Below are 12882 nucleotides of genomic sequence, written 5' to 3' on the forward strand. Positions count from 1 at the left end.
CCGGCGTATGAGGTACGGTGCGTGGCATGAGCACACAGTCGGAGGTCCGTGGGGTGGAGACGCGTTCGCGCGTGCCCCGCGGCGAGTGTGCGCCCCGCGGTATGAGCTTTCTGCGCCGCCGCGGCCGGGTGGGTTCTCCCCCGGCCAGTTGTCTCCCCACGGCCTGACCGGCTGACGGCCGGCCGCCCGCGCGACGGACGGCACCCCCGGCCCGGCGCCCGGACGACCGGCGTCCGGCCCACCGCCCGCCGCCCCACGGCCGCTTCCCCGCCCTCGTGGCGCCTCCCCCACCCCTCGCACCTCCCCTTCGCCTCCTGGAGGATCCGTTGACGACCACACCCCCGACGACGACCACCCCCCAGCCGCCCGCCCTGCGCCCCCACCGCATCCCCGCCGACGGCCTGTACGAAGGGCGGCGCATCCTGCGTCGTACGCCTGACGGCTGGACGGAGCAGCCGTACGAACGGTTCGAGGTCATACCGCAGGCAGCCACCATCGGGGCCGAAATCCGTGGACTGGACCTGTCGCGGCCGCTGTCCGGCGCGCTGCGCGCGGAGCTGAAGCGGGCGCTGCTGGAGTGGAAGGTGCTGTTCTTCCGCGCGCAGCATCTGACCTCCGGGGAGCAGCGTGAATTCGCACGAAATTGGGGGCGGTTGGAGAGCAATCCGTTGCTGGCGCGGGGCGATTCGAAGGATGTCGTACGGTTCGACAAGTCGGCCGGCGGCGCCCCGACGTTCGAGAACGTATGGCACACGGACGTCACGTTCCGAGAACGTCCGGCCATGGGTGCGGTGTTGCAGCTGCGCGAGGTCCCGCCCGCGGGCGGCGACACGCTCTGGGCCGATATGGCGGCGGCATACGACAATTTGCCTGGGCAAATCAGGGACCGCATCGAGGGCGCACGGGCGGTGCACGACTATCTCCCGGGCTTCGCACGCTTCTGCTCGGCGGCCCAACTGGCACCATTTCAGGCCGAGTTCCCACCGGTGGAGCACCCGGTGGTGCGCCGGCACCCGGAGACGGGGCGGCGGATGCTGTTCGTCAACGCGTCCTTCACCACCCGGATCACCGGCCTCGACGAGGCGGCGAGCGACCGGCTGTTGCGGCTGCTGTTCCAGCAGGCACAGGTGCCGGAGTTCCAGGTGCGGTGGCGCTGGCAGGCCGGCGACATCGCGTTCTGGGACAACCGCGCCACCCAGCACTATGCCGTGAACGACTACGGGACGCACCGCCGGGTCGCCGAACGCGTCGCCATCGCGGGTGACCGCCCCCGCTGAGCGGTCCCGGCGCGCCCGCCGCACACCGCCCTCACGTCACGGCTGCCCGATCCGCCTCACCGCAACCGCTCGTACGCCGCCTCCTCCACCGAGCGCGCGCCGCGCAACAGGGCCGCGCCCAGGGGGGTGAGGGTGTGCAGTACGGCGTTGCCCTGCCGCAGGGTGAGCAGCAGACCGGCGTCGCGCAGCACCGTCGCGTGCTGACTCGCGGAGGCCAGTGAGACATCGGCGCGGCGGGCGAGTTCGCTGGTGGTGCAGCCGACACCGATCCGCTGGAGGATCGCGGAGCGGGTCTGGCCGACCAGCCGTCCCAGGGAGCGCTCGGGCGGCACCTGCGGGGTCAACCGCGCCGCCGGGTGCTCCACGGGGTAGACCAGGACCGGCGTGAGGTCCGGGTTGTGGAAGGTGACGGGGGTGCGCCGGCAGAAGTACGACGGCAGCAGCAACAACCCCCGGCCGCCCAGATGGAGATCGCGGTCGACCGGGTAGTCGCACTCCAGGACGGGCGAGCGCCAGCGCATCATCGGCGGCAGCGAGGCGAGCAGCCGGTCCGCGCCGCCGTCGAGCAGCGCCCGGCCGCGGGTGGCCCGGTCGGCCTCTATTCGGCCCTGGACGCGCGGCCAGTACGGGGCGACGGCCGCCTCGTAATAGCGCTGGAGGAGCCCGGCGAGCCGCCCCAGGACACGGGTGTCGCCCTCCGCCAACTCCCGTATCCACGAGGGGAACGGGCGGGACGCGGCGGCGAGCCGGGCGAGTTCCTCGTGCAGCCGGACGGCCGGGGTCTCGCGGAGCGCGGCGAGCGCGTCGGTCATGCCGAGCAGGCCTTCGGCGGGCGTCAGGAAATCCGGGAAATAGCCGCGCGTGGGCACCAGGGGCGCCAGCAGACGCGCTTCGCCATTCAACCTTCCCCGTGTTTCCGATCGCCATTTGCCGAACGCCGAATCGTCCCGTCTGTCACGCAGCCGGTGAAAGCTTAAGACGGTCTCCCACAGCGCGTCCGGGCGTGCCGCAATGCGCACACGGGCCAGATCGAGTCCACTGAAATGGACGCGTAACACCGAACCCCCACCTCTGGTTTCCTCAGTCAGCCCCCGGCACGCCTGAGTATGCACGCCAACACGCGCGGTTACCATGCCCTTTTGGCCAGACTTGAAAGTACTCGCGCCACCAGGCGGCCGGCGGGAATGCTTGTACTCAATTCGACGGCGGCGCGGACGGACCGGATTGCTCGATCCCGTGGGGGGTGATGAGCAAGGAACCGGCCGCTCGCCAGCCCCGTTGAAGGCCGCACCCCGCGCCGACCGGGGTGACGGCAGCTCCCGAGGGGGGAGTCCGGAGAAAGGCGAGGGCGGCACCTCCGCACAGGTGCCGCCCTCGTTCGGATGTCCCGCGGGACCACCGCACCGACGTGCCCGACGTGTCATGGGCCGTACGGCAGGCGCTCCCGCAACGCGGAGCCCGTTCCGCTCAGTTGGCGCTCCCGGCCCCGCGGTGACGACGCACGCCGACGACCGCCCCGGCGCCGAGGAGCGCGGCCGCGCCACCCGCGAGTCCGAGCTGCGGCACGGCGGCCGGGGTGCCGGTCGCGGCGAGGCTGCCGCCGGTCGCGGGGGCCGACGCCGCCTCGGCGTGGGCGTTCTGCGGCCCGGCCGCCGCCGGCTTCGACGCCGGACGGTCCCGGTCCGCGGCCTTGCCGGGCTTCGCGTCACCGACCGTGCCGGGCTTGCTGCCGGCCGGCAGCACCGCGAAGTCGTAGCGCTTCATGGGGCCGAGGAGGCACGGGTGGTACGCGTCGGAGGCGTCGCCCGCGAAGAGCGCGAGGGCCTTGGTGGCCGGGGTCTTCGCCCCGAGGGTCATCCGCAGCTTCACGTCGGTGTGGGCGCCGGGCTTCATGGCCGTGACGGAGGCGATGTGGGAACCGTCGGTCGCCAGGGTCTGCCAGCCGGAGCCGTCGGACCACTGCACCTTGAGGAAGTGCTGCTCCTGGTTCTTGGCGAGCAGGCGGAAGAGGACGAGCGGGTCCACGTCCAGCGTGCGGTCGGTGGCGTTGGCCACCGTGAAGGAGAAGTCAGCCGTGGTGCCGGCGACCACCTTCGACGGCAGGTGGTTCGCGAGGACGGTCAGGCCCGGCACGCGGACACACTCGGCGGCGGCGGCCAGCGCCTTGTCCGCGGCCTCCTTGGCGGTCCGGGCGTCGGCCGCGGCCTTCTGGACCGTGCCCCACTCGCGGAGGGCCGCGACCCGGGCATCGTCCAGCGCGTCCTGGGCCACCGTGCGCGCGCGGTCCGCGTGGGCCTTGGCGTCGGCGGCGTGCGTGGCCTCGGCCCGGGCCGCCTCGAGCGTCTCCTGGGCCTTGGCCTTCCCGGCCTCATCCGTGGCCGCGTCCAGGGCGTTCTGGGCGTCCTCGACGGCCTGGTCGGCCGCCGTCTTGGCGGCGTCGGCGGCCTTGACCGCCTTGTCCGCGGCGAGCACGGCCGCCTTGAGCGGGTGACTGTCCCGGTCCAGGGCGTCCATCGTGGCGTCGACCTTGGCGCGCCCGGCCTTCTCGGCGGCGGCCGCGTCCTGGTACGCCTTCTCCGCGTCGGCGGCGGCCTTCTTCAGTTCGGCGAAGGTCGGCTGCTGCCGGGTGTCCGCCGGGGCCTTCGGGGCGGCGAAGGCGGAGCCCGCGGAGAGCAGGACGGCCGGTGCGGTCACGGCGGCGACGGCGGCGGTCGCGAGGGTACGGCGAAGGTTCACTGGGGCCTTTCCCGAGGGAAGAGAAGAGAGTCCGCCGCACGGGCATCGCTCATGCGTGCGGAGGCATGTGATCTTATGACCGACATACGGCCCCACAGCAACGGAAAATGCGCCGGGCGCGGACGGCCCGCTCCGCACTTCCGACGGGCAAACCGGGGCAATGCCGAGCAGTTGCCCGCGGGCCCGCAGGTTTTTCTGTGATCTAGCCGACGGGGGAACCTGGCTCCCCTACAACTCCCCCACGCCGCTCCGGCGTTGCCCGCGCACCGCCGAGGGCGGCACCTCCGCACAGGTGCCGCCCTCTTTCGGTGCCGGAGCCGACAGCCGGGCGGCTGAGGGTTGGGTGCCTGGCGGCGGCTCCGGTGGATGGTGCGGTCACCGCGGGCGCGCGCGGCGCCCACGGTGACCGGTCGGGTCAGCGGCTGTCGCTGCCCTTCGATTCGGCGGCCGCGCGGCCCGCCTCCAGCCGTGCGACCGGGATGCGGAACGGCGAGCAGGAGACGTAGTCCAGCCCGGCCTCGTGGAAGAAGTGCACCGACTCCGGGTCACCGCCGTGCTCACCGCAGACACCGAGCTTGAGGTCCGGGCGGGTGGCCCGGCCGGCCGCGACGGCGTTGCGGACCAGGGAGCCCACGCCGTCCTTGTCGATGGTCTCGAACGGGCTGACGCCGAAGATGCCCTTCTCCAGGTAGGCGGTGAAGAAGCTGGCCTCGACGTCGTCGCGGCTGAAGCCCCAGACCGTCTGCGTCAGGTCGTTGGTGCCGAAGGAGAAGAAGTCGGCCGACTCGGCGATCTGTCCGGCCGTGAGGGCGGCGCGGGGCAGCTCGATCATCGTGCCGAGGGTGAGCTTGAGGCTGACGCCGTGGGCCTTCTCGACCTCGGCGATGACCCCTTCGGCCTCCTCGCGGACGATCTCCAGCTCCTGGACGGTGCCGACCAGCGGAATCATGATCTCCGCACGCGGGTCGCCCTTGGCGTTCTTGCGCTCGGCGGCCGCCTCCGCGATGGCACGCACCTGCATCGCGAACAGACCGGGGATGACCAGGCCCAGGCGCACTCCGCGCAGACCCAGCATCGGGTTCTGCTCGTGCAGCTTGTGCACGGCCTGCAGCAGCCGCAGATCGTTCTCGTTGGCGTCCTTGCGGGCCTCGGCGAGCGCGACCCGGACCGACAGCTCGGTGATGTCGGGCAGGAACTCGTGCAGCGGCGGGTCCAGCAGCCGGACCGTCACCGGCAGCCCGTCCATCGACTCGAACAACTCGATGAAGTCGGCCTTCTGGAGCGGCAGCAGCTGGCTGAGCGCGGACTCCCGGTCGGTCTCGGTGTCGGCCAGGATGAGGCGCTCGACCATCTCGCGGCGCTCACCGAGGAACATGTGCTCGGTGCGGCACAGGCCGATGCCCTGGGCGCCGAAGCGGCGGGCACGGGCAGCGTCCTCGGCGTTGTCGGCGTTGGCCCGCACGCGCAGCCGGCGCACCCGGTCCGCGTACGCCATGATCCGGTGGACGGCCTTGACCAGCTCGTCGGCGTCGTCGGCGCCGGCGTGCATCCGGCCCTCGAAGTACTCCACGACCGGGGACGGCACGACCGGCACCTGGCCGGCGTAGACCTTGCCGCTGGAGCCGTCGATGGAGACGACGTCGCCCTCCTCGATGACGGTCCCGTCCGGGGTCGTCATCCTGCGGGACTTGGTGTCGACCTCCAGCTCCTCGGCGCCGCAGACACAGGTCTTGCCCATGCCGCGGGCGACGACGGCGGCGTGTGAGGTCTTGCCGCCGCGGGAGGTGAGGATGCCCTCGGCGGCGATCATGCCGTTGAGGTCGTCGGGGTTGGTCTCCCGGCGGATCAGGATGACCTTCTCGCCGGAGCGCGACCACTTGACGGCGGTGTACGAGTCGAAGACGGCCTTGCCGACGGCCGCGCCCGGGGAGGCGGCGATCCCGCGCCCGATCATCTCGGACTTGGCGCCCAGGTCGAAGCGGGGGAACATCAGCTGCGCCAGCTGCGCGCCGTTGACCCGCTGGAGGGCCTCGGCCTCGTCGATCAGGCCCTGGTCGACGAGCTGGGTGGCGATCCGGAAGGCGGCACCGGCGGTGCGCTTGCCGACCCGGGTCTGCAGCATCCACAGCTTGCCGCGCTCGATGGTGAACTCGATGTCGCACAGGTCCTTGTAGTGCGTTTCGAGCGTCTCCATGATCTGCATCAGCTCGTCGTACGACGCCTTGTCGATGTTCTCCAGGTCGGCGAGCGGCACGGTGTTGCGGATACCGGCGACGACGTCCTCACCCTGCGCGTTCTGCAGGTAGTCGCCGTAGACGCCCTGCTGGCCGCTGGCGGGGTCGCGGGTGAAGGCGACACCGGTGCCGGAGTCCGGGCCGAGGTTGCCGAAGACCATGGAGCAGACGTTGACGGCCGTACCGAGGTCGCCGGGGATGCGCTCCTGGCGGCGGTAGAGCTTGGCGCGGTCGGTGTTCCACGAGTCGAAGACCGCGCGCACCGCGAGGTCCATCTGCTCGCGGGGCTCCTGCGGGAACTCCCGGCCGGTCTCCTTGGAGACGATGTCCTTGAAGTGCGCGACCAGGTTCTTGAGGTCGGCGGCGTCGAGGTCGATGTCGACGCGGACGCCCTTGGCCTGCTTGGCCTCCTCCAGCGCCTCCTCGAAGAGCTCGCCGTCGACGCCCAGCACGGTCTTGCCGAACATCTGGATGAGGCGGCGGTAGGAGTCCCACGCGAAGCGCTCGTCACCGGCCTGCGCGGCGAGGCCGGACACCGAGTCGTCGGAGAGGCCGATGTTGAGGACGGTGTCCATCATGCCGGGCATGGAGAACTTCGCCCCGGAACGCACCGAAACCAGCAGCGGGTCGTCGGCCTGGCCGAGCTTCTTGCCCATCTTCTGCTCAAGGGCGTCGAGGTGCGTGGAGACCTCGGCACGCAGTGCCGCCGGCTCGCTGCCGCTGTCGAGGTAGACCTTGCAGGCTTCGGTGGTGATGATGAAGCCGGGCGGGACGGGAAGTCCCAGGTTGGTCATCTCGGCAAGGTTCGCCCCCTTGCCGCCCAAGAGGTCCTTGAGGTCCTTGTTGCCCTCGGTGAAGTCGTACACGAACTTCGCGGAAGAAGGCTGGGTTACGTGGGGATCTTGTGTTTCCGGCACGGCACTGACTCCTCGCCGACGGGCTGCCCTGACGGCGAGGAACATACCCAGATCGAAGGCGTATGGGTACGTCCACTTGGTCGACATACCCGTGTAACCAGTCGTCCGCCACCAGATCGAAAGTGATCATGCGTTTGGCCCACACTTCATTACCCGAATGCATCACTCCGGTGCGTAGTGAAATTTCGAAAGTGTGCTACTCAAAGCAACGATTGCGTTCACCACTCGAACGGATCAAGCGTGGCACCCGGTGCCACCATTGGAGAGATGGAACCCCGCGCGCATCGCTCATCTGAGCGCACCTCCTATCAGGGGTGGCGAGAATCACGCGCTCATGTGTGACCAGGTTCCATCATTTGGACCCCTTCGCGGGCTGCGCGATCGAGGAACGCGCCCACCGGTGCGCGGGCCCGCGCGCACACGGCGGCCGGGTCCGCCCGCGCGACGGCCACCAGTTGGTCCGGATCTGCCCCGCTCTCGACCTCCCTCTCCGTCCTGTCCCTGTCGCACCGGCCGACGGGCACCTCCGGGGTCAGCTCCGAGGGTCGGGCCGGAGGGAACCGGACACCCCGGGAACGGGCGAAGCTGACGAGGCGGCGTGCCGGCTCCCGGGCGCCCGGCGGCAGCGGCCGGTGGCCACCCGGCCTCGTGCGCCGAGCGAGCAACGCGGACTCCGCCTCGCCCGGGCGTTCCGCGCCCCGGTGACTACGGGGCACCCGGTGCCAGGATCAGGCCATAGTCCCGGCCGCCGGAACGCCGCCCCGACGCCCGGGTTCGTATACGGCTCGGCCGGCGCCGCGCTCCGGGTTCCCGCCCATGGGCCCGTCCCGTCCCGCAGGGAGCGCGCTACTTCTTGGCGCGCCGGCCGCTGCGCCGCGGCCGCGGCTGTGCGCCGTCCAGCAGTTCCAGCCGCCGCTCCGCACCGCGGGTCTCTACCTGCACCACGACCCGGCGCAGCAGATCCGCCAGGTCCAGGGCCTCGTCGTCGCTCAACGCCTCGGTGACGAAGACCTCTTCGGCGTTGAACTCCGGGAGGATCCGGGCCATCAGCCGCTCCCCCTCGGGGGTGGGCGCGAGCAGCGCGAGCCGTCCGTCGGCCGGGTGGGGCCTGCGCTCCAGCAGACCGCGGCTCTGCAGGGTGCGGGCCACACCGGTGAGCGTGCCCTTGGAGATGCCCGCCTCCTCCGCCACCCGGCGGGTCTCCCGCTCGCCGCCGGCCCAGACCACCCACAGCACGACGAAGGCGGTCCAGGTCAGCTCGGCGTCGCGCAGCACGGAGTTCTCGAAGTGCTGGCGTACGGCGGCCGCGGCGCGGTAGAGGTTCGCCACCGCGGCCATCTGTTCATGACGGAGGGGAAGGTCCGCGATCTTGGTCCGGACCGCCTGCTCGGTGTCCGCGACGGAACGGTGCCCGCTCACCACAGCGTCTCCTCGGTGTCGTTCGCGATCCGCACGCCGCCGTGCCGGCGCACCGGCTGCGGTCGTGGGTCGTCCGGGCCGTCGCACGGGTTCCCGTACGGAGCCAAACGGTAGCGCGGTTCCCCCTGCCGGTCCGGGTACCGGCCGCGGACATGCCCCGAATGGCCCTGCCTGCACGCCCAGTTGGGGGGAGGGAGGGGTGGGAGAGGCCGATGGGTCGTACGGTGCCGGCCCCCGTGCCGGCACCGGACGACGCCCGGCCCGCGGTCCGGGCACATCCCGGCCCGCCGCTTTCACACCGCCGTCGGACTGCGGCCTCACGTCGCGTGAGGGTCAAGCCGGGCGGCCGGTGCGACACGGCAATGGTGCGGCACGGCGGGAGCCTGCCGCCTCGGCACCGAGGAGGAGAAGCGGGCGCCGCCCTCCCTCATTCGGGGGAGGACGGCGGGGGCGGGTGGGCCCGACTCGCCCCGACCCAGGGCGAGTCGGGCGGCCGGCCGGGTCAGCCGCCCGAGGTGTCCAGCTCGGCGTCCGCGTCCACGCCCGCGCAGTCGTACGGGTCGTCCAGCCAGCCGTCGGGCAGGACGACGCGGTTGCGGCCCGAGGTACGGCCCCGCGGGCCGTCGGCGCCCAGCGGCCACGGCTGGTCGAGGTCCAGCTCCGACAGCAGCGCGTCCAGCTCGTCGAGGGAGGAGGTCACCGCGAGGCTGCGGCGCATCTCGGAGCCGATCGAGAAGCCCTTGGTGTACCAGGCGACGTGCTTGCGGAAGTCGATCACGCCGCGGGCCTCGTCACCGATCCACTCACCGAGCAGCGTGGCGTGCCGCAGCATCACCGCCGCGACCTCCTTGAGGGTCGGCTGCGCGTAGGTGCCGGTCCCCTCGAAGGCCGCCACCAGATCGCCGAACAGCCAGGGCCGCCCCAGGCAGCCGCGGCCCACGACCACGCCGTCGCAGCCGGTCTCGCGCATCATCCGCTGCGCGTCGTCGGCCGACCAGATGTCGCCGTTGCCGAGCACCGGGATCTCGGGGACGTGCTCCTTGAGGCGTGCGATGGCGTCCCAGTCGGCGGTGCCGCCGTAGTGCTGGGAGGCCGTGCGGCCGTGCAGGGCGACCGCCGTGATGCCCTCCTCGACCGCGATCCGTCCCGCGTCGAGGTAGGTGAGGTGATCGTCGTCGATGCCCTTGCGCATCTTGATCGTCACCGGCAGCGGCCCCGCGTTGGCCACCGCCTCGCGCAGGATCGAGCGCAGCAGGTTCCGCTTGTACGGGAGCGCCGAGCCGCCGCCCTTGCGGGTCACCTTCGGGACCGGGCAGCCGAAGTTCAGGTCGATGTGGTCGGCGAGGTCCTCTTCCGCGATCATGCGGGCGGCCTTGCCGACGGTGTCGGGGTCGACGCCGTACAGCTGGATCGAGCGCGGCCGCTCCGTCTCGTCGAAGTGGATCAGCTGCATGGTCTTCTCGTTGCGCTCGACCAGCGCCCGCGTCGTGATCATCTCGCTGACGAACAGGCCCTTGCCGCCGCTGAACTCCCGGCACAGCGTCCGGAACGGGGCATTGGTGATCCCGGCCATGGGCGCGAGGACCACGGGCGGCTGCACCGCGTGCGGACCGATCTGCAGGAGAGTCATGGCGGCGATACCTTCGGCTTTCTTCGGCTTCCGTTGGCGGGGCGGTCGGGCAGCGGCCCCCCGGGGGCGGCCGCTGCGACCTCCCATTGTCCCGCACCGCGCGAGTGGCCCCGCCGGCACCGGCCGGCACCGATCGTTGTAGCGTTCAAGAATGTCTGAGCTCGGGCGTCGACGGCGTCTTCTGGTGCTGGCGATCTGCTGTATGAGCCTGCTGATCGTCAGCCTCGACAACACCATTCTGAACGTCGCCCTGCCGTCGATCCAGCACGAGCTGCACGCCTCGGTCTCCGGTATGCAGTGGACGATCGACGCCTACACCCTGGTCCTGGCGTCGCTGCTGATGCTGGCCGGCTCCACGGCCGACCGGCTGGGCCGGCGCCGGGTCTTCCTGATCGGGCTGGTCGTCTTCGCGGTCGGCTCGCTGCTGTGCAGTCTGGCGCCCGGGCTGGGGTGGCTGGTGGTCTTCCGGATGGTGCAGGCGGTCGGCGGCTCGATGCTCAACCCCGTCGCGATGTCGATCATCACCAACACCTTCACCGAGCCCCGGGAGCGGGCCCGTGCCATCGGGGTGTGGGGCGGGGTCGTCGGCATCAGCATGGCGGCCGGGCCGGTGGTCGGCGGGCTGCTGGTGCAGAGCGTCGGCTGGCGCTCGATCTTCTGGATCAACGTCCCGATCGGCGCGCTCGCGGTCTTCCTGACCCTGCGCTACGTCCCCGAGTCGCGCGCCCCCAGGCCCCGCCGGGTCGATCCGGTCGGCCAGCTGTTGGTGATCACGCTGCTCGGCTCGCTGACGTACGCGATCATCGAGGCCCCGAACGCCGGCTGGACCTCCCCGCAGATCCTGGTGTTCGTGGTGGCCGCGCTGGGGTCCCTGGCCGGTCTGCTCATCTACGAACGGCGCCGCGAGGAACCCCTCATCGATCTGCGGTTCTTCCACAGCGCGCCGTTCAGCGGGGCCACGGTCGTGGCGGTCTGCGCCTTCGCCGCGCTCGCCGGCTTCCTGTTCATCAACACGCTGTATCTGCAGAACATCCGCGGGCTGTCCGCCCTGGACGCCGGGCTCTACATGCTCCCCATGGCCGGGATGACGCTGATCTTCGCGCCGGTGTCGGGACGGCTGGTGGGCAGCCGCGGGCCACGGCCGCCGCTGCTGGTCGCCGGCGCGGCCATGGCCGCCAGCGGGGTGCTCTTCGCGGCCTTCGGCGCCCAGTCGGCCAACCCGCTGCTGTTCACCGGCTATGTCCTGTTCGGCATCGGGTTCGGCCTGGTCAACGCGCCGATCACCAACACCGCGGTGTCCGGTATGCCACGCGCCCAGGCCGGGGTGGCCGCCGCCGTGGCCTCCACCAGCCGGCAGGTCGGGCAGTCCCTGGGCGTGGCGGTGATCGGCGCCGTACTGGCCGGCGGGGCCCATGCCACCGCCGATACGGACGCCTTCCTGGCGGCCGCCCGCCCGGCCTGGTGGATCATCGCGGGCTGCGGCGCGGCCGTCCTGCTGCTGGGCGCGCTGACGACGGGCCGGTGGGCGCGGGAGACGGCCCGCCGTACGGCCGCGCTGACGACGGGCCGGTGGGCGCGGGAGACGGCCCGCCGTACGGCCGCGCTGTTCGACGACGGGCCCCGGGGGCAGGGCACGGCGGACGCCCGCGCGTAGGTGTTCTCTCCTCACCCGGCGGCGAGCGCCGTCAGCTCCGCCAGCTTCTCCAGGCGCTTGCGGGAGGTCTCGTCGACGGGGGTGTAGGACAGCAGCTTGGGACCGGGGTTGGGCCCCGTCCACAGGCTCGTGCCGGACAGTTCGAGCACGCCCACCCAGGGGTGCCGGAAGACCTTGACCGACCCCATGGGGCGGATGACCTCGTGCCGCGCCCAGATCTCCCGGAACTCCGACGACGCCTCCGTCAGCCGCGCCAGCAGCGCCTTCCACGCCGGCTCCGCGACGTGCTCGGCCATCGACGCCCGGAACTTGGCGGCCATCAGCCGCATCGTGGCGTCCAGATCGACCACGCGCGCCCGCCACTCGGGGTGGGTGAACGCCAGCCACATGCAGTTGCGGTCCTCCTCGGGCAGCGTGTCGAGGTCGCACATCAGGCGGCTGTACGTGCGGTTGTGGGCGAGGATGTCGTACCGGCCGTTCTGGACGACCGCGGGGAACGGGTCGAGCTGGTGCAGGACCTGCCGCAGTGCGGGCGGCACGCTCGTGCACTCGCTGCCGGGCATCGGGTCCACCGCCCCGGCCAGCGCGAACAGATGGCTGCGCTCGGCGCGGTCGAGCAGCAGCGCGCGGGCCACCGCGTCCAGGACCTGCGGCGACACATGGATGTCCCGGGCCTGTTCCAACCACGTGTACCAGGTGACCCCCACGGCGCCCAGCTGCGCGACCTCTTCGCGGCGCAGACCGGGGGTGCGGCGGCGGGCGCCCCGGGGCAGCCCGACCTGTTCGGGGGTGATCCGCTCCCGACGGCTGCGCAGAAAGGCCGCCAGCTCGGCCCGGCGGGCGGCGTGGTCCCGCGGGGCGGTCCCGTCACCGGCACTTGTGGCAGGCTGCGTCGCGGTCACATCCAGGGTCATGGCTCCAGCCTGCCGCATGCCCGAGCCGGTTGCCAGGTAGAGCTGGTACCAGGATAAAGACACTCTGGTACCCGGCTGGGCGGTCGGCGATCGTCGAGTCC

The 12882-nt window shown here is 71.8% G+C and carries 8 protein-coding genes; 2 read left to right on the top strand and 6 right to left on the bottom strand.

Annotation, left to right across the window (positions count from 1 at the left end; translation table 11 throughout):
• Nucleotides 1–326 precede the first annotated feature (326 nt).
• The gene (locus ACQP17_RS11725) at nucleotides 327–1277 is read left to right on the top strand and encodes a TauD/TfdA dioxygenase family protein (RefSeq protein ID WP_433856224.1); all 951 of its coding nucleotides are present in this window, start codon (nucleotides 327–329) and stop codon (nucleotides 1275–1277) included.
• A gap of 56 nt (nucleotides 1278–1333) precedes the next feature.
• Here ACQP17_RS11725 and ACQP17_RS11730 read toward each other — a convergent pair whose 3' ends face one another.
• From ACQP17_RS11730 to dusB, 5 genes are all read right to left on the bottom strand, one after another.
• A complete protein-coding gene (locus tag ACQP17_RS11730; RefSeq protein WP_364883920.1) occupies nucleotides 1334–2179 on the bottom strand; it encodes an ArsR/SmtB family transcription factor in 846 nt (281 codons plus the stop codon).
• 565 nt (nucleotides 2180–2744) lie between these two features.
• Nucleotides 2745–4013 carry a hypothetical protein gene (locus tag ACQP17_RS11735; RefSeq protein ID WP_433856225.1) on the bottom strand — a complete coding sequence of 423 codons (1269 nt, stop codon included), beginning with the start codon at nucleotides 4011–4013 and terminating at the stop codon, nucleotides 2745–2747.
• 415 nt (nucleotides 4014–4428) lie between these two features.
• Nucleotides 4429–7209: a pyruvate, phosphate dikinase gene (ppdK, locus tag ACQP17_RS11740; protein ID WP_433859889.1), complete on the bottom strand. Its 2781-nt coding sequence runs from the start codon at nucleotides 7207–7209 to the stop codon at nucleotides 4429–4431.
• An 801-nt stretch (nucleotides 7210–8010) separates the two neighbouring features.
• A complete protein-coding gene (locus ACQP17_RS11745; protein ID WP_433856226.1) occupies nucleotides 8011–8583 on the bottom strand; it encodes a MarR family winged helix-turn-helix transcriptional regulator in 573 nt (190 codons plus the stop codon).
• A 502-nt stretch (nucleotides 8584–9085) separates the two neighbouring features.
• Nucleotides 9086–10213, bottom strand: coding sequence for a tRNA dihydrouridine synthase DusB (gene dusB, locus ACQP17_RS11750; RefSeq protein WP_433856227.1), 1128 nt, complete (start codon nucleotides 10211–10213; stop codon nucleotides 9086–9088).
• A gap of 151 nt (nucleotides 10214–10364) precedes the next feature.
• On the opposite strand from dusB, the gene ACQP17_RS11755 reads away from it, so the two are divergent.
• Complete coding sequence (locus ACQP17_RS11755) at nucleotides 10365–11867, top strand: MFS transporter (protein WP_433856228.1); 1503 nt, start codon at nucleotides 10365–10367, stop codon at nucleotides 11865–11867.
• Between the two features lie 11 nt (nucleotides 11868–11878).
• Here ACQP17_RS11755 and ACQP17_RS11760 read toward each other — a convergent pair whose 3' ends face one another.
• Nucleotides 11879–12781: a helix-turn-helix transcriptional regulator gene (locus tag ACQP17_RS11760; protein ID WP_433856229.1), complete on the bottom strand. Its 903-nt coding sequence runs from the start codon at nucleotides 12779–12781 to the stop codon at nucleotides 11879–11881.
• Between the last annotated feature and the right edge of the window lie 101 nt (nucleotides 12782–12882).

The organism is Streptomyces kronopolitis (assembly GCF_050953795.1).
Taxonomy (GTDB): Bacteria; Actinomycetota; Actinomycetes; order Streptomycetales; family Streptomycetaceae; genus Streptomyces; species Streptomyces kronopolitis_A.

Excerpts from the sequence above, each read along its gene's own strand:
- ppdK (WP_433859889.1), bottom strand. The coding sequence starts at position 7,209 with ATGTTCCTCGCCGTCAGGGCAGCCCGTCGGCGAGGAGTCAGTGCCGTG.
- dusB (WP_433856227.1), bottom strand. The coding sequence starts at position 10,213 with ATGACTCTCCTGCAGATCGGTCCGCACGCGGTGCAGCCGCCCGTGGTC.
- ACQP17_RS11755 (WP_433856228.1), top strand. The coding sequence starts at position 10,365 with ATGTCTGAGCTCGGGCGTCGACGGCGTCTTCTGGTGCTGGCGATCTGC.
- ACQP17_RS11760 (WP_433856229.1), bottom strand. The coding sequence starts at position 12,781 with ATGACCCTGGATGTGACCGCGACGCAGCCTGCCACAAGTGCCGGTGAC.